At 68.0% G+C, this 21,313-nt stretch carries 16 protein-coding genes; 14 read left to right on the forward strand and 2 right to left on the reverse strand.

Annotation, left to right across the window (positions count from 1 at the left end):
• Nucleotides 1–48: 48 nt before the first annotated feature.
• Nucleotides 49–1,008, reverse strand: coding sequence for an EamA family transporter (locus ABEA62_RS01285; protein WP_286215901.1), 960 nt, complete (start codon nt 1,006–1,008; stop codon nt 49–51).
• Between the two features lie 71 nt (nt 1,009–1,079).
• Between ABEA62_RS01285 and ABEA62_RS01290 the strand changes: the two genes are divergently transcribed.
• Nucleotides 1,080–1,973, forward strand: a complete 894-nt coding sequence (locus tag ABEA62_RS01290) for a LysR family transcriptional regulator (protein ID WP_286215902.1) — start codon at nt 1,080–1,082, stop codon at nt 1,971–1,973.
• A 27-nt stretch (nt 1,974–2,000) separates the two neighbouring features.
• Here the strand turns inward: ABEA62_RS01290 and ABEA62_RS01295 are convergent, their stop codons facing one another.
• Nucleotides 2,001–4,202, reverse strand: a complete 2,202-nt coding sequence (locus tag ABEA62_RS01295) for an MMPL family transporter (RefSeq protein ID WP_286215903.1) — start codon at nt 4,200–4,202, stop codon at nt 2,001–2,003.
• Between the two features lie 206 nt (nt 4,203–4,408).
• Here ABEA62_RS01295 and ABEA62_RS01300 point away from each other — a divergent pair, with 206 nt between their 5' ends.
• The 13 genes from ABEA62_RS01300 (at nt 4,409) to ABEA62_RS01360 (ending at nt 21,305) form a co-directional block, all read left to right on the forward strand.
• Nucleotides 4,409–5,986 (forward strand): S-layer homology domain-containing protein, encoded by a 1,578-nt coding sequence (locus ABEA62_RS01300; protein ID WP_345378152.1) that lies wholly within the window; start codon nt 4,409–4,411, stop codon nt 5,984–5,986.
• A gap of 50 nt (nt 5,987–6,036) precedes the next feature.
• Entirely contained in the window at nt 6,037–7,371 is a 1,335-nt protein-coding gene (locus tag ABEA62_RS01305; protein WP_286215905.1) for a replication-associated recombination protein A, read from the forward strand.
• A gap of 167 nt (nt 7,372–7,538) precedes the next feature.
• Nucleotides 7,539–8,165: a 30S ribosomal protein S4 gene (gene rpsD / locus ABEA62_RS01310; protein WP_286215906.1), complete on the forward strand. Its 627-nt coding sequence runs from the start codon at nt 7,539–7,541 to the stop codon at nt 8,163–8,165.
• A gap of 151 nt (nt 8,166–8,316) precedes the next feature.
• Nucleotides 8,317–10,986, forward strand: a complete 2,670-nt coding sequence (gene alaS / locus ABEA62_RS01315; protein ID WP_286215907.1) for an alanine--tRNA ligase — start codon at nt 8,317–8,319, stop codon at nt 10,984–10,986.
• A 20-nt stretch (nt 10,987–11,006) separates the two neighbouring features.
• Nucleotides 11,007–11,462 (forward strand): Holliday junction resolvase RuvX, encoded by a 456-nt coding sequence (gene ruvX, locus ABEA62_RS01320; protein WP_286215908.1) that lies wholly within the window; start codon nt 11,007–11,009, stop codon nt 11,460–11,462.
• Nucleotides 11,455–12,588, forward strand: a complete 1,134-nt coding sequence (mltG, locus tag ABEA62_RS01325; RefSeq protein ID WP_345378156.1) for an endolytic transglycosylase MltG — start codon at nt 11,455–11,457, stop codon at nt 12,586–12,588. Before ruvX ends, mltG begins: the two co-directional genes overlap by 8 nt.
• Nucleotides 12,585–13,421 (forward strand): shikimate dehydrogenase, encoded by an 837-nt coding sequence (locus ABEA62_RS01330; RefSeq protein WP_286215909.1) that lies wholly within the window; start codon nt 12,585–12,587, stop codon nt 13,419–13,421. The genes mltG and ABEA62_RS01330 overlap by 4 nt, the downstream gene beginning before the upstream one ends.
• Before the next feature lie 72 nt (nt 13,422–13,493).
• A complete protein-coding gene (locus ABEA62_RS01335) occupies nt 13,494–15,152 on the forward strand; it encodes a GspE/PulE family protein (RefSeq protein WP_345378159.1) in 1,659 nt (552 codons plus the stop codon).
• Between the two features lie 79 nt (nt 15,153–15,231).
• Nucleotides 15,232–16,914, forward strand: coding sequence for a type IV pilus twitching motility protein PilT (locus ABEA62_RS01340; RefSeq protein ID WP_345378161.1), 1,683 nt, complete (start codon nt 15,232–15,234; stop codon nt 16,912–16,914).
• A gap of 2 nt (nt 16,915–16,916) precedes the next feature.
• Entirely contained in the window at nt 16,917–18,152 is a 1,236-nt protein-coding gene (locus ABEA62_RS01345) for a type II secretion system F family protein (RefSeq protein WP_286215913.1), read from the forward strand.
• 105 nt (nt 18,153–18,257) lie between these two features.
• Nucleotides 18,258–18,713, forward strand: coding sequence for a type II secretion system protein (locus ABEA62_RS01350; protein WP_286215914.1), 456 nt, complete (start codon nt 18,258–18,260; stop codon nt 18,711–18,713).
• A 113-nt stretch (nt 18,714–18,826) separates the two neighbouring features.
• The gene (locus ABEA62_RS01355) at nt 18,827–20,647 is read left to right on the forward strand and encodes a type IV pilus modification PilV family protein (protein WP_286216656.1); all 1,821 of its coding nucleotides are present in this window, start codon (nt 18,827–18,829) and stop codon (nt 20,645–20,647) included.
• Nucleotides 20,640–21,305 carry a PilW family protein gene (locus ABEA62_RS01360; RefSeq protein WP_286215915.1) on the forward strand — a complete coding sequence of 222 codons (666 nt, stop codon included), beginning with the start codon at nt 20,640–20,642 and terminating at the stop codon, nt 21,303–21,305. Before ABEA62_RS01355 ends, ABEA62_RS01360 begins: the two co-directional genes overlap by 8 nt.
• Nucleotides 21,306–21,313: the final 8 nt, after the last annotated feature.

Here is a 21,313-nt window from a genome sequence, read left to right on the forward strand (position 1 = left end):
CTGCGCGGCATGAGGTGCTGCGCCGTATGAGGTCCTCAGTGCCCGGAATCACCGGTTTCGGGCACTGAGGACCTCGCCAGACGTGCTGGCGGGGGGACGATGCGCGGGCCCGGTGGTCGCATCGATGCTGACGGCACGTGACGGTCGCCCCGCCCGCGACGCCGCGATGACGCCCGCGATCACGAGCGCGCCGCCCACGAGTTCGCCGAGCCCGGGTGTCTCTTCGAGCACCAGCCATGCGGTCAAGAGCCCGACCACGGGCACGAGCATCGAGAACGGGGCGACGGCACCCGCGGGGTGGCGGGCCATGAGCCACACCCAGATGCCCGAGCCCGCGAGCGTGCCGAGGAGCACCGTGTAGGCGAGTCCGATCCATGCGGGCACGGCCTCGGCGGTGAGCGAGGTCGACAGCGCCTCGCCCACGCGCCCTGGTCCCTCGACGGCGAGCGACAGCGCGACCATGGGTAGGGGCGGCACGACGCTCATCCACAGCACCAGGTGGAGCGGGCGCTCCGCGCGGGCATGCCGCGAGGCGAGGTTGCCGAGCGACCACCCGAGGGCCCCGAGGAGTACCAGGGCGAACGGTGCGAACGGCGCCGTCGCTCCGTAGCTGAGCCCGACCACCGCGAGCCCCGCGGTGGCCACCGCGACGCCGACGAGTCGAGCCAAGCCCCATCCCTCCCGCAAGAACACCGCGCCGAGCACGACAGTGAACGGCGCCGAGGCCTGCAGCACGAGCGAGGCGAGGCCGGTGGGGAAGCCCGCGGCCATGCCCAGATACAGGAAGAGGAACTGGAGCGTGCCGAAGCCCAGGCCGTAGAGGAGCAGCCAGCGCACCGGCACTCGCGGCCGTGGCACCAGCAGAATCGTCGGCACCGCGATGAGCGCGAAACGCAGCGCCACGAGGAACAGGGGCGGGAAGTGCGCGAGCGACGCATGGATCGCGAGGAAGTTGACGCCCCAGAGGACGGCGACGAGCACCGCGAGGGCGGCGTGACGGGCGGGCATGGGGCCAGTCTCGAGCGCGCACGGGTGAAGGACAAGCGAGCATTCGTGTCCCAGATGTTTAGGATGCCTTCATGGAAGCGCGTCATCTCGAACTGCTGAGGGACCTCAAGGAGCGCGGCACTCTCGGTGCGGTGGCCGCCGCGACCTACCGCACGCCGTCGGCGCTGTCCCAGCAGCTGAGGACGGCCGAGCGTGAGGTGGGAGTCGCGCTGGTCGAACCCGCCGCGCGGGGGCTTCGCCTGACATGGGCGGGCGAGATCCTCGCCGCGGGCGCCGACGACGTCCTCGCGGCGCTGGCACGCGTGCAGTCCGCTCTCGACGCAGGCCGCGGCGAGCCTCGCGGCACCGTGCGCATCGGCACCCTTCCGAGCGCGGGCGCCGCGCTCCTGCCGGGGCTGATGTCGAGACTCGTGGGTTCGCAGTTGCGCATCGAGGTCGAGGACTTCGACCTCGCCGAGGCGGACTACGCGCACAGGACGCTCGATCACGACCTGGTGATCGCGCACAGCCTCGCCGCGGATGTCCCCGCCGGCGCCGAGCGGCTGTTCTCGGTGGTGATCGCGCGCGAGCCGATCGACGTCGCGGTGCCCGCGGAGCATCGGCTCGCGAGCAGCCCGCGCGTGCGGCCCGAGGACCTCGCGCGTGAGCGATGGATCGCGGTGCCGCGAGGCTTCCCGTTCGCGACCGTGCACGAGTCGATCGAGGCGGTCACCGGCGTCACTCTTGACCGTATCGTCGAGGTGCGGGACAACCGCCTGGTCGAGAGCCTGGTGGGCGAGGGGCTAGGGATCGCGCTGCTACCCCGGTTCTCGACCCCGCGGTCCCCGGCCTACCGGCTCCTCCCGCTTGAGGGCGTGCATGCGACCCGCGCGATCGTCGCGATCGGTCGCCATGATCGGGTGGAACGACACGCGGTGCGCGCGGTGCTCGACGTCCTCACGGACGTGGGCGCCGGTCTCAGCTGAGGTCGCGCGGAAGCGCCCGGCGGCCGGTCACTCGTGCGTGAGGCCGATGCGCTGGTGGAGCCGGCGCAGGGGCCCGGGTGCCCACCAGTTCCAGTCCCCCAGAAGGGTCATGGTCGCGGGCACGAGCAGCAAGCGCACCACGGTCGCGTCGAGCAGCACCGCGAACGCGAGTCCGACGCCCACCTCCTTGATCATGAGCAGGTCGCCCATCGCGAAGCCGAGGAAGACCAGCACGATGACTGCGGCCGCCGAGGTGATGATGCGACCGGACCGCTGCAGACCCTTGCGGACCGCGGCATCGTTGCTCTCGCCTGCGTCGACGTATTCCTTGACGCGCGCGAGCAGGAACACCTCGTAGTCCATCGCGAGCCCAAAGCCGAACGCCACGATGATCACCGCGACATACGTCTCCACGCCTCCCGTCGAGGTGAAGCCCAGCAGCGACTCGAGATTGCCCTCCCCGAAGATCCACGTCACCACGCCCAGCGTCGCGAGCAGGGACAGCGCGTTGATGAGGAGGGTCTTGACCGGGACGAGCAGCGATCCCGTCATGAGGAACAGCAACACGAAGGTCGCGACGACGACGAGCGCCCCGGCCACCAGGGCGCCCTCGGCGATCGCGTCGATGAAGTCGATCTGCGTCGCGGCGGCACCACCCACGTTGATGGTCACGTCGGCGGGCAACTCGCGCATCTCACGCACGGTCGAGGCGGCCTCGGGGCCGGTCGCGTCCGTCGTGTCGAGGCGCACGCCGACGAAGGTCTCGCCCTCGAGCACCACCGGCTCCTCGACCCCCGCCACCCCGCCGAGCTCGGCCACCGCCGTGAGCCAGTCCGCGAGGGCAGCGGGCGACTCGAGCGAGTGCACCGTGACGGCGGGCTCCACGAGGTGAGGGAAGCCCTCCTCGAATGCGACGACGTAGTCGCGCCGTTCGTTGCCGACCGGCAGCGCCTCGATATCCGAGTTGCGCAGCGTGAGTCCCAGCACGGGCGACGCCAGCAGCAGAAGCAGCGCCGTGGCGCCGATCATCACGAGCCACGGGTGGCGCTGGACCCGCGTGGCGAGACGCGCGAACGCGCCGTCCTCGCGGTCGACATTGGACGTGACGGACACGACCCTCCGCACCCCGGGTAGCCGCGCGAGCAGTCCCGCCCCCACGATGCGTGGCGCGAGCAGATACAGCACGGCGGGCACGACCGTGAGCGCGGCGACCATCGCGGTGGTGACCACACCCACCGCGGCGCCGCCGATGCCCCTGATCATCTCGGGGGAGAAGGCGAGCATGCCGCCCACCGAGACCGCCACGATCAGGCCCGAGAAGGCGACGGTCCTGCCCGCGGTGGAGAGGGTGCGCACGAGTGCCTCGTCACGCGCCTCGCGCGGGTCGCCTCCGAGCCGGTGAAGCTCCTCGCGGAACCGCGACACGAGCAGCAGCCCGTAGTCGATCGACAGGCCGATGCCGAGCACCGTCACGACGTTCACGGCGCTCTGATCGAGATCCAGCAGGTAGGAGAATCCGTACAGCACCGCCAGGCCGCCCGCGATCGAGGCGATGGCACCGGTGAGCGGTGTCGCCGCGGCGAGAAAGCCGCCGAACACGAACACCATCACGATGAGCGCCGCGGGCAGCGCGATGAGCTCGCCCGTGACGAGGTCTCGCTCGAGCTGATGAGTGAAGTCGTCGAACACGAGCGGGCCCGAGAACGTCAGCACGGTCGCCTCCGGCTGACTCGCGCGCATGTCCGCGACGGCGCCAGCCATGATCGCCGCGACCTCCTCGTGGAGCGCGAGTGCGTCGTCGCCCGGGTCGGCGAACGCCACGTCGACCAGGAAGCCGGTGCCCGTGGCGTCGACGAGCGCCGCGCGCGCCTCGGGCGGGCCGGCGAAGGGCGTGGCCACCGACGCCACGTGGTCGACCTCGGCGATGCGCGCGAGGGCGGCCTCCATGGCCGCCTGAACCCCGGCATCGTCCGGGCGTGCGTCCCGGACATACGACGCGAGGCGAGGCCCGACCGCGGGGTCAGCGGTGCGTTCCTGGGCCTGCGTCACCTCCCACGACTGCGAGCCGTCCACGAGCGGCGGCCCGGTGGTGACCCGCTGGAAGAGTCCCTCTCCGTTGACGCCCACGGTCGCGAGCGCGTAAAGGCAGATCGTGGCGAGTGTGGCGAGAATCACGACCAGCCGCGGCGCGCGTGCGATGGCATGACCCAGCCGGGTGAAGATTCCCATGGTCACCAGGCTAGACGCGCGGGACCACGGGGGCAGCGGGGACGATGCGGGGCGCCACGGTGGCGCGGAGTCTCACGGTGGGCTGCGGCCCGGCGCGGAATCAGTTTGATACTGTGGCCGCGCTGGGAAGCCGCCAGGTCCAACGGTCGCGGGGAGGGTCGCGTCCTGAGCGCCGCCCTGAGACGGGCGGAGAACGGAGCCGGTCGATGTCTGAGACCGTCCACATCCACCGCCGACTCGTCCGTGTCGCGGCGCTGCTCGTCTCCGGCGCACTCACCGCCGTGATCGCCGTGCCCGCCGCGGCCGCCGAGGAGGCCGTCGAGGCCCCCGTCGAGTTCGTCGACGTGGATCGCTCGCCGGAGTTTACCGATGAGATCGCCTGGATGGGCGAGACGGGCATCTCGCTTGGCTACGCCACGACGGCGGGACGCGAGTACAGGCCATTCGGTCGCGTCACGCGCGACGCCATGGCCGCGTTCCTCTACCGCTACGCCGGCTCGCCCGAGTTTGAGGCTCCCAGCGAGCCGACCTTCTCCGACGTCACCCCCGAGACGTCCGACTTCTACGTCCAAATCGAGTGGGCCGCGGCTCAGGGCATTGCGGGCGGCTGGTCCGACGGCACCTTCAAGCCCACGCGGGCGATCACTCGCGACGCCATGGCCTCGTTCCTCTACCGCTTCGAGGGGGGCTCCGCGCCGTCGGGTGAGCAGGTCTATGTCGACTCGGACGAGTCCCCCGAGCATGCCGACGCGATCGAGTGGCTCGCGACCCAGGGCATCTCGCAGGGGTGGGTGAACTGGCGCGGGCGGGTCTACAAGCCGCTCCAGACCATCACCCGCGACGCAATGGCTGCATTCCTCTACCGGCTCGAGCACGGCGCGGAGCCCGTGACCGCCCATGCACCGGTGCTGGCGCCTCGCGCCACGGTATGGGTCACCGCATCGACCCTTCATCTGCGGGCGCAGCCCACCTGGAACTCGGCCGTCGTGGTGTCTGCACGGAGGAACGCGAGCGGAACCTTCGATGGCGCACGCGAGCATGGATGGCAGCGCGTGGAAATGGGCGGCGTCAAGGGATGGGCGCCCTCGGAGTACTTGCGCACGACCGAGCCGTCCTTCACGGTGACTCGCGTGGGCATCAAGGTTGACGAGTTGTGGTTTCGCGACGGCCCGTCGAACAACGACACGGTCCTGATGAAGATCCGCCGCGGCGAGCGTGGCGAGTTCACCGGCGTCATTCGCGGCGACTGGTGGCAGGTGCGATTCCGCGATCGACTCGCGTGGGCCCCCGCCATGCACATGAACGTCGTGAGGCCGTTCGACGCCGCCGCGGTGTTGCGCACCGCGCACTCCCAGGTCGGCTATCGCGCCGTGTCGTACAACGACAACAAGTTCAACGACTGGGCGGGCGGTCGCAACCCGTGGTGCATGGTGTTCGTCATGTGGGTGTTCGACAAGTCGGGCTTCAAGCAGGGCGTGCCGTTCGAGCTGCTGTATTCGGACTGGGCGCGCGAGGCACTCGCGTCGGGCATCGTCGATCGCACGGTGACCGCGGCGGATCTCAAGCCGGGCCACGTGGTGTTGGTCGACTGGCCGCCGTATACGGGGCCCACTCACGCGGGCATCGTTGACCGGGTGGTCGGCAGCAACGTGATCCTGGTCGAGGGCAACACCTCTGACGGCACGGGTGACCCGACGCGCGGCGTCTTCGTCAGGGAGAGGCGAATCGTCGACATGTATGGGGTGTTCAACCCGGACGAGTTCGCCCGAGTCAACGGGTACTAGCAGCGGCCGGCGCGGCGTGTGCTGTCAGACCCTGCGCCTACGCTGAACCCATGGATCTGTTCGACTCCGCGCGCATGGACGCCACCGGCGTGCCGGAGGCGCTCGGCAACGCGCCGCTTGCGGTGCGCATGCGACCGCGCACCCTTGATGAGGTCGTGGGGCAGGCACACCTGCTCGCGGAGGGCTCGCCGCTGCGGCGGCTCATTGGCGAGGCGGCACCCGCAACCTCGGTGATCCTGTGGGGACCGCCCGGCACGGGCAAGACCACGTTGGCGTACCTGGTCGCGGGCAACAGGAGGTTCGTCGAGCTGTCGGCCGTTACCGCGGGAGTCAAGGACGTGCGCGCCGTGATCGACGACTCGAAGCGGCGGATCGCGACTGGAGAGCGCGAGACAGTGCTGTTCGTGGATGAGATCCACCGCTTTACGCGTTCGCAGCAGGACGCGTTGCTGCCCGCGGTGGAGAACCGCTGGGTCACGCTCATCGGCGCGACCACGGAGAATCCGTCGTTCTCGGTCGTGGGGCCGCTCCTGTCCCGTTCGCTGCTGCTCACGCTGCAGCCGCTCGCGGCCACGGATGTGGGAGAGGTGGTGGACCGCGCGATCGTGGAGGAGCGCGGTCTCGGTGGCACGGTGACCCTCGAGGACGGTGCGCGCGACCACATCCTGCGTGTCGCGGGGGCCGACGCCCGCAAGGCGCTCACCCTGCTCGAGTCGGTCGCTCAGTCCGCGCTGCAGTCCTCGGAGGGCGGGCTCATCACGGCCGCGCTGACCGAGGCGACCATGGATGCCGCCCTGGTCGCGTACGACAAGTCGGGCGACCAGCACTACGACGTCATCAGCGCATTCATCAAGTCGGTGCGCGGGTCGGACGTCGACGCGGCGCTGCACTACTTGGCGCGCATGGTCGTCGCGGGGGAGGACCCGCGGTTCATCGCGCGCAGGCTCGTGATCCTCGCCGCCGAGGACATCGGCCTTGCCGACCCTCAGGGTCTGGTGATCGCGCAGGCGGCCGCCGAGGCGGTGAGCTTCATCGGGATGCCCGAGGGGCGCATCGTGCTCGCGGAGGCGACCGCGTATCTGGCGAGCGCTCCCAAGTCGAACCGCGCGTACGTCGCGATCGACAAGGCCATCGCCGACGTGCGTGCCGGCCGCGCCGGCGTGGTCCCCGACCACCTCAGGGACGCGCACTACGCGGGAGCCGAGCGCATCGGCCATGGCCAGGGCTATCGCTACGCGCACGATGCTCCCCACGGGGTCGCCGCGCAGGAGTACCTGCCCGAGGCGCTCGAGGGCGCGCGCTACTACGAGCCCACCGAGCACGGCTTCGAACGCACCCTGAGCGAGCGGCTCACGACGATTCGCCGCATGCTCGGCAGGGACTAGGGTCCGTCGAGAGTTCCGCGCGTGTCGCGGGGTGTGCGGCCCCCACCCGCTTTGCTACACTATTCGAGCCCTCGCGGACGGTTGGCTGCTGCCCCGCGAACTCCAGCACTCAGCACATCGATTATTTCCCGGCGCATCCGCGCGCCCGGGAAGTTATTAAGGACATCATGACCTCAGTACAGAAGGCACGCCGCCAGGTCCGCCTGTCGCGCAGCCTCGGGATCGCGCTGACTCCGAAGGCCGTCAAGCACTTCGAGAAGCGTCCCTACCCGCCCGGCGAGCACGGCCGTACCGCCCGCCGCAAGGAAAGCGACTACGCGGTTCGTCTGCGCGAGAAGCAGCGTCTTCGCGCCCAGTACGGCCTCCGCGAGAAGCAGATGACCTCGACCTACGCCGAGGCGAAGAAGGAGTCCGGCCTGACCGGTGAGGCCTTCGTCGAGCTGCTCGAGATGCGTCTCGACGCCCTGGTGCTGCGTGCCGGCTTTGCCCGCACCATCCTCCAGGCGCGTCAGTCGGTCCTGCACCGCCACATCCTCGTGGATGGCAAGATCGTCGACCGTCCCTCGTTCCGCGTGAAGCCGGGCCAGACCATCCAGGTCAAGCCCAAGGCCGTCACCCTCGAGCCCTACATGGCCGCCGCCGCCGGCGCGCACCGTGACGTGCTCCCGCAGGTGCCCGAGTACCTCGACGTCACGCTCGAGAAGCTCAGCGCCCGCCTGGTCCGCCGTCCCAAGCGCGCCGAGGTCCCCGTGACCTGCGACGTGCAGCTGGTCGTCGAGTACTACGCGCGCTAGTCGCACCCGTGAGGCTTCGACGAGCCACACACTGAGAGGCCGCGGCGCGGCGCCCCTGAGGGGCGGTGCGCCGCGGCCCTTTCTGTACGATGCAGGCGCCGGGCAGGTCCCGCCCCACGCCGGATGACAGGTAAGGACACGTAGGAGAGCCATGCAGACTTCCGAGATCGCCACGCGATGGGTCGACTTCTTTGCCAAGCGCGACCACCACATCGCGCCGAGCGCGTCGCTCGTGTCGCCGGATCCGTCGCTGCTCTTCACGGTCGCGGGCATGGTCCCCTTCATCCCGTACATCATCGGCACGGACACCGCGCCGCACCCGCGCATCGCCTCTGTCCAGAAGTGCATTCGCACCAAGGACATCGAGGAGGTGGGAAAGACCACGCGCCACGGCACCTTCTTCCAGATGCTCGGCAACTTCTCGTTCGGGGACTACTTCAAGGAAGGCGCGATCGACTTCGCGTGGGAGTTCCTCACGGGACCCGAGTCGGAGGGCAATCTGGGCTTCGACCCGGAGCGTTTTTGGGTGACCATCTGGAACGAGGACGAGGAGGCGCTGTCGCACCTCGTCAACGTGGGCGTCGACCCGTCGCGCATCGTGCGACTCACGCGCGAAGAGAACTTCTGGGACACGGGCCAGCCCGGTCCCGCGGGTCCCTGCGCGGAGTGGCACTACGACCGCGGGCCCGAGTTTGGTCCCGAGGCCGTGGGCGGCACCGTGGACCCCGGCGGCGACCGCTACCTCGAGGTGTGGAACCTTGTCTTCGACCAGTTCCTGCGAGGAGAGGGCTCCGGCAAGGACTACCCGCTGATCCGCGAGCTCGACCAGAAGGCGATCGACACCGGTGCGGGTCTGGAGCGCCTCGCGTACCTCAAGCAGGGCGTGTCGAATATGTACGAGATCGACCAGGTCTTCCCGGTGATTGCGAAGGCGCAGGAGCTGTCGGGTAAGACGTATGGCGACAACGAGACGGACGATGTCCGCATGCGCGTCATCGCGGACCATGTGCGCTCGTCGCTCATGCTGATCGGCGACGGCGTCACGCCTGGCAACGAGGGCCGTGGCTATGTGCTGCGCCGCCTCATTCGCCGCTCGGTGCGCGCCATGCGCCTGCTGGGTGTCGAGGACCGCTCGCTGCCCGAGTTGCTGCCCGTGTCGATCGACGCGATGGCCAGCGCCTACCCCGAGCTCGAGACCGGTCGCTCGCGCATCGAGTCCGTCGCGTACACCGAGGAGGACGCGTTCCGGCGCACGCTCGCGCAGGGCACGACCATCTTCGACCTCGCGGTCGACAAGGCGAAGCAATCCGGCACCCCCGCGCTGTCCGGCTCCGACGCGTTCACGCTGCACGACACCTACGGCTTCCCGATCGACATCACCCTCGAGATGGCGGCCGAACAGGGCATCCAGGTCGACGAGGCAAAGTTCCGTGAGCTCATGAAGGAGCAGCGTGAGCGCGCCCGCGCCGATGCCAAGGCCAAGAAGGGCGGCCACGCCGACGTCAGCGTCTACAACGGGATCAAGGAGACGCGCGCGACGGAGTTCCGTGGCTATGAGGAGCTCGTCACCGCCACCGAGATTCAGGCAATCGTGCGCGACGGGGTGGGCGTACCCGTCGCCCTGACGGGCGAAACCGTCGAGGTCATCCTCCCGCAGACGCCGTTCTACGCGGAGTCGGGCGGCCAGGAGGCCGACTCGGGCATCATCCGGTCCGCGCGCGGCACGCTCGAGGTGGTCGACGTCCAGAAGCCCGTCAAGGGACTGGTGGTGCACACCGTGACGGTGATCGAGGGCGAGATCGCCGTGGGCGACGAGGTCTCCGCCGAGGTCGACACGGAGTGGCGGCTTGGCGCGCGTCAGGCGCACTCGGGCACGCACCTGGTGCATGCGGCGCTGCGCGAGGTCCTCGGCCCCGATGCGCTGCAGTCGGGCTCGTACAACAAGCCGGGCTACCTTCGCCTCGACTTCGCGTGGAACTCCGCGCTGTCCGCGGCGACGCGGTCCGAGATCGAAGAGGTCACCAACCGCGCGATCCGTCGCGATCTCGACGTGTCCGCGCAGTACATGACCCTGCCCGAGGCCAAGGAGTGGGGCGCCGTCGCGCTGTTCGGCGAGACGTACGACGAGACGGTGCGCGTCATTCAGATCGGCGGTCCGTGGTCGCGCGAGCTGTGCGGTGGCACGCACGTGGATCACTCGAGCCAGGTCGGACTCGTCGCGCTCACGGGCGAGTCCTCGGTGGGCTCGGGCTCGCGTCGCATCGAGGCGATGGTGGGCATCGAGGCCTTCCAGAAGCTCGCCGCCGAGCGCGCGCTGGTCTCCGAACTCACGACCACACTTAAGGTGCAGCCCGGCGAGCTCAAGGGGCGGGTCGAGAAGGTACTCGAGCGTCTCGCCGAGGCCGAGCGCCAGCTCGCGGGCTATCGTCAGCAGGCCATGCAGCAGGCGGCCGCCGGTCTGGTCGACCACGCGGTGACGGTCAACGGCGTGCGCGTCGTGACCCATGCGTCTCACGAGGCGGGGGACGGGGACGACCTCCGGACGCTCGTGACGGACGTGCGTGCTCGTCTCGGCGAGTCGACACCTGCGGTGGTGGCGATCGCGGGCGAGTTCGGCGGCCGGCCGCAGATCGTGATCGCGACCAACGGACCCGCGCGCGACGCCGGCCTGAAGGCGGGAGACCTGGTGCGCACGGCATCGTCCATCCTGGGCGGCGGGGGCGGCGGCAAGCCGGACCTCGCGCAGGGCGGCGGTCAGGATGCCGCGCGCATCCCCGACGCGCTCGAGGCCGTGCAGGCAACGGTGGCCTCACGTGCCTAGGGCGGCGCGTGGATAGGGGAGTGCGTCTCGCCGTCGACGTGGGCACCGTCCGCGTGGGCGTAGCGGCGTCCGACCCTGACGGGCTCATGGCGTTTCCCGTCGACACGGTGCAGCGGGGCAAGGGCGACGTCGCGGCCGTGGCCGCAATCGCCGCGGAGCGCGGGGCGGTCCGCGTCTTCGTCGGGCTGCCGCGCACCCTCGCCGGCGCCGAGGGCGCGAGCGCTCAGGACGCGCGCGGGTTCGCTGCGGCCCTCGCGGAACTCACCGAGGCGTCGGTTCGTTTGATCGACGAGCGATTTTCGACGGCCACCGCATCCCAGGCGATGCGCAGCGCCGGCCGCAGCGCGAAGCGACAGCGGCAGGTGATCGACCAGGCGGCCGCCGTGGTGATTCTCGAGAACGCCCTCGACGTTGACAGGAACGGTAATCTCGATGCGGTGACCATCGAGGTTCCGCGCAAGGGGAATGATGACTGACCTTTTCGAGGCTGAGGCCACGACCACCACGTCTCTCGACCTGCGGCGCCTTCAGCGCAGCAAGCGACGCGCGGCGCGCAGGCGGCTCACGCTGATCGTGACCGCCGTCGCGGTGGTGTTGTTCGCGATCGGCGGCTCGATCGCGGTGAACTTCCTCCAGGGCTTCGAGTCGACCACCACCGAGATCGCGGACTACGACGGCCCCGGTCAGGGCAACGTCCAGGTGGTCATCGAGAGCGGTGCCACCGGGGCGGACATCGCAGCGACGCTCTACGACGCGGGCGTGATCGCATCGACGCAGGCCTTCATCATCGCCGCGAATGACAACGCGGAGTCCGCGTCGATCACCCCCGGCTACTACTTCATGCACAAGGAGATGAAGGCCGAGTACGCACTGGAGGCGCTGCTCGACCCCGCGAACCGCGACGTACGCGCGATCACCATCCCCGAGGGCAGGACACTCGACCACTACTTCCAGGCGATCGCGAACCTCACCGGCACCACCAAGGAGGAGGTGCAGGCGGCCGCGGAGAACACCGAGGCGCTCGGCCTCCCCGAGGAGGCGGGCGGCAATCTCGAGGGCTGGCTGTTCCCGTCGACCTACGAGTTCAACCCCGGCGTGACCCCGCAGGAGATCCTGACCAAAATGATCGCCCAGACGGTGACCATCCTCGACAGGAATGGTGTGGCACCTGAGGACCGTGTGCGCATCCTCACCGTCGCGTCGCTCATCGAGCGCGAGGCGCGCCTCGACGACGACCGTGCGCTCATCTCTTCGGTGATCTACAACCGCCTCGACATCGACATGAAGCTCGAGCTCGACTCGACCGTCAAGTACCTGTCCCCGTCAGAGGGGGTCTTCACCTCGGACGACGAGCGCGCGATCGACTCTCCGTACAACACGTACGCGAATGTGGGCCTTCCCCCTGGCCCGATCGCGGCACCGGGAGAGGCGTCGATCAAGGCGGCGCTGTCGCCGGCGGAGACCGACTACCTGTTCTTCGTGACGGTCAACCTCGACACGGGCGAGACGCTGTACGCGACCGAGTACTCGGACCACCTCGCGAACGTCGAGACCCTGCGCGCGTGGGTCGCCGCCAACCAGACCGAGTCCGACGCGGAGTGAGCGCCGTCCGCCGCGCGGGCGTCCTGGGTCACCCCATCGGGCACTCGCTCTCCCCGGTGCTGCACCGCGCCGCCTACGACGCGCTGGGACTGGACTGGGAGTACGGCGCGTACGACGTGCCCGCGGGAGGGCTAGCCGCCTTTCTCGGGGGCCTCGACGCCGCCTGGGCGGGGCTGTCGTTGACGATGCCGCTCAAGGTCGAGGCCGTGCCGCTCATGCACTACGTCGAGTCGATGGCCAAGCTGGTGGGCGCGGTGAACACGGTGCTCATCCAGGACATCGGCGGCGTGCGCCAGCTCACTGGTGCCAACACCGACGTGTGGGGCATCCAGGAGGCCTTCCGCGAGGCGGGCGTCGAGTCGGCCCGGTCGGGCATGATCCTGGGCGGGGGAGCGACGGCGACGTCCGCGATGGCCGCGCTGGGAGCGCTTGGCGTCGAGGCCCTGCTGGTCGCGGTGCGCGCGCGCGGACGCGCCGGAGGACTGGTGCGCGCCGCGAGTCGCATGGGACTGCGTCCGCGGTTGGTGGGCTTCGATGAGGTGCCGTTGCTTGCGGAGGGAGTCGACGTGGTGGTGTCCACCGTTCCGGCCGATGCCGGTGCGGAGGTCGCGGGGACCCTCACCTTGGTGCGTGCGGGGGCGGCGCTGCTCGACGCGGTCTACGACCCCTTGGTGACCCCGCTGGGAGGCGCGTGGGCCCGCCTGGGTGGGACGCGCATCGGCGGGGAGCGCATGTTGCTTCATCAGGCTGCTGAGCAGGTACGACTCATGACGGGGCGTTCTGCACCGATTGGCGTGATGGATGCCGCTCTGCGTGGAATGTTGAATAGGTAACACTTCAGGTGGGCCTGAGCGCTGCCGATGGTAGGTTCGGCGCTAATGGTTCTGGCGCATGAGGGAGCGCGAATGAAGCAGCTAGGAAGCATCCTGCTCGAGGAGGGCGTGCTCACCGAGGAGCAGCTGGTCGACGCGATCGACGAGCAGCAGGCTCGGGGGCAGTCGCTCGGGCGGACCCTGGTGGAGATGGGGTACATCTCCGAGGGTCAGTTGGTGCGTGCGCTCGCTTCTCAGGTGGGTATGGAGTTCGTGGAACTCGCCGAGTACCCCGTGGATCGCGCGGCTGTCGCGCTCATCCCCGACACCGTCTGCCGGCGCCACGCGGCGCTGCCGATCGGCTTCGAGGGCGAGCGCCTCAAGGTCGCGATGTCCAACCCGGGCAACGTGGTGGCGGTCGACGACATTCGACAGATCACCCACAGGACCGTCATCCCCGTGGTGGCGGCGCACGACGACCTCATGCAGGCGATCGACCGGTACTGCCGCTCCGACGCGGAGATGAAGGACCTTCAGGGCGCGCTCGACGAGCAGGAGGAGGTCGACCTCTCGCAGATCGGCGACGTCATCGAAGACGATGCGCCGATCGTGAGGTTCGTCAACCTGCTCATCACGCAGGCGATCCAGGACCGTGCGTCCGACATTCACCTCGAGCCGGGGGAGAAAGACCTCAGGGTCCGCTATCGAATCGACGGCGTGCTGCACGAGATGAACGCGGCCCCCAAGTCGACCCAGAACGGCGTGATCTCGCGCATCAAGATCATGTCCGACATCGACATCGCCGAGCGGCGCAAGCCGCAGGACGGACGCCTCTCCGTCAACCACCAGGGCCGCAAGATCGACCTGCGCGTCGCGACGCTCCCCACGGTGTGGGGCGAAAAGGTCGTCATGCGTATCCTCGACAACTCGACGGCGACGCTCGACCTCGAAGAGCTTGGCATTCGCCAGCACAATCTCGATCTTTACCAGCAGTCGTACACCAAGCCTTACGGGATGATCCTGGTGACGGGCCCTACCGGCTCTGGAAAGTCCACCACGCTGTACGCGACGCTCAACCAGGTGTCGCGTCCCGAGATCAACGTCATCACCGTCGAGGACCCAGTCGAGTACCGGATTCCGGGGATCAACCAGGTGCAGGTCAACGTCAAGGCTGGCCTGACGTTCGCCGGCGCTTTGCGCTCGATTCTGCGCTCCGACCCTGACGTGGTGCTGCTCGGTGAGATCCGTGACGGCGAGACCGCTCAGATCGCGATCGAGGCGGCGCTCACCGGTCACCTGGTGCTGTCGACGCTGCACACCAACGACGCGCCGAGCGCGATCACGCGACTGACCGAGATGGGCATCGAGCCGTTCCTCGTCGGGTCCGCGGTCGACTGTGTGATTGCGCAGCGCCTCGCGCGCCGGCTCTGCCCGCACTGCAAGGAGACGTACTCGCCGACGGGCTACGAGCTCGAGCGCTTCGGATGGCAGGCAGGCGAGGAACTTCCCGAACTGTTCCGGCCCGCAGGCTGCGCGCGGTGCTCCCGCACTGGCTACCGGGGGCGCCTCGCGCTCCATGAGATCATGCCGGTAAACGAAGAGCTCGAGCGGCTTGCGGTCGCTCGCGCCTCGTCCGCCGACATCGGCCGCGTGGCCCGTGCGGCCGGCATGCAGACGCTCATCGAGGACGGTTGGGCGAAGGTCCGCGACGGACTCACCTCCGTGGAGGAGCTGCTGCGAGTCGTGAAATAGGGAATGTCTTAGAATGGTAGATTCACGCCGATAGTTTGAGGGAATGCGCATAAAAGGCGCGCATTTCGGGGGAGGACGCATGACTTCGGAGTTCCAGCCTGGGAACGGCGCATGGTTCGCGCCGCAGGGTGGCGCCGCGCCTCAGCGCCCGGTCGCCGCTCAGCCGCCCGCGCCCACGACGCCTCCCGTCGACCCCCAGCCGGTTGCTCCGGTTGCTGCCGCTCCAGTGCCCCCAGTGGCACCGCAGGCGGGCAATCCGGTGTTCGCTCCCCAGTCGCCCGAGGCGCCGCTGCCCACTGCGCCCGCGGCTCCGTCGTTGCACCACGCTGGTCCCCAGAACACGCGGCGCGCGCCGTTCCTCGAGGAGCGCCGCCCGTACACTGGCCAGCCTGACGCGCCCGTCGGAGCGCAGCAGGTTCCCGCCGCATCGTCGCCCGTTGTATCGGCTCCAGCCGCGCCTACCGCGATGCAGGCGCCCGTACCGCCCGTCGATGCGGCCGCCGCCTTCGCCGCCGCCGCACAGCAGCAGGGCGCCTTTATGCCGGCACCCGAGCCTGCCCCCGTGAAGGAGGAGCCGAAGGCCCCTCCCACACCCGCGGCGGCGCAGGCCGCGCCGGGTCCGAAGGCGCAGCCGGTGGGCAAGCGCGTGGGCATGACGCTCGACCGCGACGAGAACGACCTCGACATCAACGTGGCGCTACGCCAGATGATGAAGTTGGGCGCCTCCGACCTCCACGTCACCACGGGCGCACCGCCCATGGTGCGTCTCGACGGCGAGCTTCAGCCGCTTGAGGGGTTCAGCAAGCTCAACCCCGAGGGCTTGCAGCGCACCATGTACTCGATCCTCACGCAGAAGCAGCGCGAGACGTTCGAGGAGCACCTTGAACTCGACTTTTCGTACGCCCTGGTGGGGGAGGCGCGCTTCCGCGTCAACCTCTACATGCAGCGCTCGTCGGTGGGCGCCGCGTTCCGTGTGATCCCGTATGAGATCAAGCCGCTCGAGGCCCTGGGCATCCCGCCGGCCGTCGCGGAGTTCGCGTCCAAGCCGCGCGGACTGGTGCTGGTGACGGGGCCCACGGGTTCCGGCAAGTCGACCACGCTCGCGTCGCTCATCGACCTCGTGAACCGCCAGCGCGCGGACCACATCATGACGGTCGAGGACCCGATTGAGTTCCTGCACAAGCACAAGAAGTCGCTGGTCAACCAGCGCGAGGTCGGCGCGGACACGCTGTCCTTCAAGAACGCGCTCAAGCACGTGCTGCGCCAGGACCCCGACGTCATCCTCGTGGGCGAGATGCGTGACCTGGAGACCATCCAGGTGGCGCTGACCGCCGCCGAAACTGGCCACCTGGTGTTTGCGACGCTGCACACGCAGGACACGGCGCAGACCATCGACCGCATCATCGACGTGTTCCCGGCGGAGCAGCAGGCGCAGGTGCGCACGCAGCTCGGCACTGCGATCCAGGGCGTGATGTGCCAGGCGCTGTGCAAGCGCTCGGACGGCCCGGGCCGTGCCGTCGCGGTCGAGGTCATGGTCGCGACGCCGGCTATCCGCAACCTCATCCGCGAGGGCAAGACGCACCAGATCTACTCGATGCTCCAGGCGGGCTCGAAGCAGGGCATGCAGACCATGGACCAGCACCTCGCGTCCCTGGTGAAGCAGGGCCGCATCTCCTACGACACGGGCGCCGAGATGTGCCATCACCTCGAGGACTTCAACCGCCTGTGCGGTCGTGGCTCGCTGGCCGGGGCGGAGGTTTAGTGATGGCAACCTCCACCGCCACCGTCAAGAAGTACAACTACGAGGTTCGTGACGCCCAGGGCAAGATCCAGAAGGGCACCATCGAGGCCCCGTCGGAAGCTGCCGTCGCCGGACGCCTCAAGGAGATGGGGCTGACCACGGTCGCCATCACCGAGGTCAAGACCGGCGGGCTGCAGTCCGAGATCAAGATCCCGGGCCTGACGGATCGGATCAAGCTCAAGGACATCGCAATCCTGTCGCGTCAGCTCGCGACCATGATCGCCGCGGGTCTGTCGCTCCTGCGCGCGCTGTCCATCCTCGCGGAGCAGACTGAAAACAAGGCGCTCGCCAAGATCGTTCACGAGGTCCGCGCGGATGTCGAGGCCGGCTCATCTTTCTCGCAGGCGCTCGGCAAGCATGACACATTCCCGCCGCTCATGGTCAACATGGTGCGCGCCGGCGAGGTCGGCGGCTTCCTAGACCAGGTCCTGCTGTCGGTCGCGCAGAATTTTGAATCCGAAGTGGCGCTCCGCGGCAAGGTGAAGTCCGCGATGACGTACCCGATCGTCGTGTTTGTCATCGCAATCCTTGCGGTGACCGGCATGTTGCTGTTCATCGTGCCCGTGTTCGCGACCATGTTCAGCGACCTGGGCGGCGAGCTGCCGTTCCTGACGCAGATCCTCGTGTGGATGTCCGACGCGCTCAAGGTGCTCATCATCCCCTTGGTCATCGCGATCTTCGTTGGCGCGTGGCTCTACAGGAAGAATCGCTATAAGGAGGGGTTCCGCGAGAAGGTCGAACCGTTCTACCTGAAGGTTCCGGTCTTCGGTGGTCTCACCCAAAAGATCGCGGTCGCGCGCTTCACACGCAACCTCGCGTCGATGCTTAGGTCGGGAGTGCCGATTCTCCAAGCGCTCGACATCGTCGGTGAGGCGAGCGGCAACATCGTGATCGAGCGCGCGGCCAAAGCGGTGCGTGAATCCGTGCGCACAGGTAACTCACTCGCGAAGCCGCTCGCGGAGCACCCGGTCTTCCCGCCCATGGTGGTCCAAATGATGGCGGTCGGCGAGGACACCGGAGCGCTCGACGACATGCTCGACAAGATCGCCGACTTCTATGACCAAGAGGTCGAGGCGACCACGGAGGCGCTCACCTCTCTCATCGAGCCCATCATGATCGCGGTGCTCGGCGGAATCGTCGGCTTTATGGTCATCGGTCTGTATATGCCCATCTTCGGGGTCTTCGACCTCGTCGCATAAGACTTCGCCGCGGCGCACCTGAGGGTGTGCTGCGGAGGAGGGGCCCGCAAGGGTCCTCATCAACACATAGAAACTGAAACTGATCAGGAGAAGACAATGACTGCGATGGCTCGCATTCGCAAGAGCATCGAGGAGAAGGACGACAAGGGTTTCACCCTTATCGAGCTCCTCGTCGTCATGATCATCATCGGCATCCTCGCCGCGATCGCAATCCCGCTGTTCCTCAACCAGCGCAAGAAGGCGGAGGACTCCGCCGCGAAGGCCGATGTCTCGACGCTCGGCAAGGAGATCGCAACCTGGTACGTGGACAACACGACCGCGCCGGTGGTCAACCAGTCGGCCGCCACCGGTGGCTTCTACGGCCTTGGCGCCACCGCTGCCGCAGCTACGGCGAATAAGATTGGCAATGCGTCGAAGAATGTTGCACTCGGCGCGGACGGCCTCGAGGGTGGCGGCACGTCCACCACCTGGTGCGTCGACGTGACCAACGCCTTGGGCGACAAGGCGGTTGTCGGCTACAAGTACTCGGCCGCTGGCGGCCTCGAAGAGGGTACTTGCTGATCTATTCCGATCAACGTTGGGTTCCTGTGGCTCGGTCGCTTGCCCGTCCACAGGAACCCAACCGGGTCGAGACCTTGCGGTACACGAATGTTGGGGAGACAGCGATGCGAGCGATGAGTCGGCACCGTGTCCTGGGTCAACGTGATGGCGGGTTCACGTTGGTCGAGGTGATCGTGGCGATGTTCGTGCTTGCCATCGTGATGCTCTCGATCGTCTTTGTGCAGGCCAAGGCCCTGACCACGAACGCCGAAAGCCAAGCTCGCCAGCAGGCCACGGCCGCTGCGAATCAGGCCATGGAGCAGCTCCGTGCAATGCCATGGAATTACCTGCGCAAGGGTCTCTACTCGGGTTTTGTCACCGCCGCTGGTGGTGACTCGTACGTATCGGGGAGCACACTCACCGTCACCGGCACGCCGTACACGTTGAAGATGGGCACCACCGCTACGGACCTTGCCAAGCCGTGGCCACCGCTGTTCGATGCCTCCGGCTCCAATAAGCAGACGCTTACGTCCGGTTCCGGCAATGGAACTTCGATCGAGTTGAGATCGTATACGACCACAGTCTCCGGCGCCGGAGCCACCGACGCGGTGGGCCTCATCGTGGTCGCCACGTGGACCAAGCCATCGGACGGTTCCACCCAACGCACGGTGCTGACCTCGACAGCGTATGCGCCCACTGGTTCGACGTGCGGGAGCACGGAGACCGCGCCCTTCCTCGCCGCGTGTCAGGCTTCGTTCGAGGCTACGGCATCCGCATCGCGCGTGGACGTCTCCGTTACTGCTAGCACCGATGACGGGCTTGGCGAGTCGCCGGTTCTCCCCGGTTCAAGCTACTACTCCATGCACATGTCGACTGCAGGTGCAGCGGCCCGTGTCTCCAGCCAGCAGGTGTCGAATGCCTCGGCTTTCGCCCCGTTCGGCGGTGTGGAATGGGATGATTCCGATCCGACAACGGAACCTGCCGCGCAGGGGTGGAGCAAGGGCTTCACGCAGTACAGTCTTCGCGCTTCGAATGACACGACCACGGGCGCCGCGCCCGCGAACCCCGTCGGCGTCTCGGGCGCCGGTGCGTCGAGCGTCGGTTCTATCGCAGGCGGAGTGTTCTCGTTGGCGGCGCGCTCGGACGAGAGCAGGTTGGCCTCCCTGGCGGCCACCACGACGCAGTCGTGCAGCACCGGTTTGGCTAGCGCGATCGCGGCCGGAGCGCCCTGCGCACACGCGGGCCTCAGCGCAAATGCGAGTGGCACCGGCCAGATGACGCTGAGCGTCTCTGGTGAGGAACTACTTCTCGCAGGAGTGAAGGCATCGCCCACCACGTCGGTTAATCACGCGTGGGCCGGGCGATTCCTGACCGTGGCGGGTAACGCGAGTGTTGGTTGCCAGACGTTGAGTGGGTCGGGTTGCGCGTCGGCGGGCGCGCAGCAGACCTTCGGCTCGGTGGTCATTGGCGATGTTCAGACAGGTACTGAGTGGGATGCGAACGCCGCGAACGGGCTCGTAGTGATCTCCGGCTACTCGGACGCGGTCAGCGTGCAGCGCGGCGTCGGGTTTGCGTCGACGGCTCCTGCCTTTAGCCGGTCCGCTTCGGTTACCTACTGGAACGGCACGGGCTACTCGTCTCCGGTCGCTATCACCGCGAGCAGCGCATTTACGGCAGACGTCCCGGCGGTGACGTGGACCACCGGCGCTGCGGTGATCACGGCGACCGCGCGGCTCCAGGTCACGGGGTCATCCGCATCAGTCAAGTCGTCGACGGCCTGCAAGGGTGTAGAGGGCTGCTCGGTCACTGCGACCAATGGCTATGTGAGCGTCGTCACTGAGTACCATGTCGCACCCGCCGGCGGTTCGACTTTCGCGCCGTGGCGGATCGCGGTCGCGACGACCATCAACGGTTCTCAGGCGGCGGCGTTGTTCAAGGAGGCCCCGAATGCGTGAACGCTTGCGGGTGGCGCGTGCAGACAAGGGTTTCACTCTCGTTGAGCTGCTGATCGCCATGACGATCTTTTCGATTCTCATGGCTCTGCTTACCGGTCTCATGATCCGCATGAGCGAACAGGCACAGGACAACCTTGGGCGGCAGCGGGCCGTAGAACAGGCGCGGCTAGGGCTCTCGCAGATTGATCGGCAGATCCGGTCGGGCAATCTCATCATGGATCCGGCGTCGGATACGACGGCTGGCGTCCCCGAGTACTATTCACTGCGCATTTATACCCAGGAGGGCGGGCTCGACAGTTGCGTGCAGTGGCGCGTGAACTTCGCTAGCAGCACGGCCCGTTTCGGTCAGCTTGAGTACCGCGAATGGGATCCGGCAGACGTTGCCACCGTCACTTCATGGACCCGAGTGGCGTCAAACGTCGAGCGGGCGATGGGTTCGGTGATTGATTCCGGCGATCCCACCACGTGGCCGCCCTTCTGGGTTGATACTCCCAACACTGGCACGTCTGACGCGAAGAATGTACGCATTACGTTGAGGATGGGGGATCCGCAGGCACGATCGGATGCGAAGTCCCAAGTGCTGACATCGGTAGTTACCGGTCGCAACACGATATTCGGTTACTCGTCAACGTTCTGCAGCGCGGTTCCGGCACCGTAGGAGGTAGA

Source organism: Demequina sediminis (genome assembly GCF_039545075.1).
GTDB classification, from domain to species: Bacteria; Actinomycetota; Actinomycetes; order Actinomycetales; family Demequinaceae; genus Demequina; species Demequina sediminis.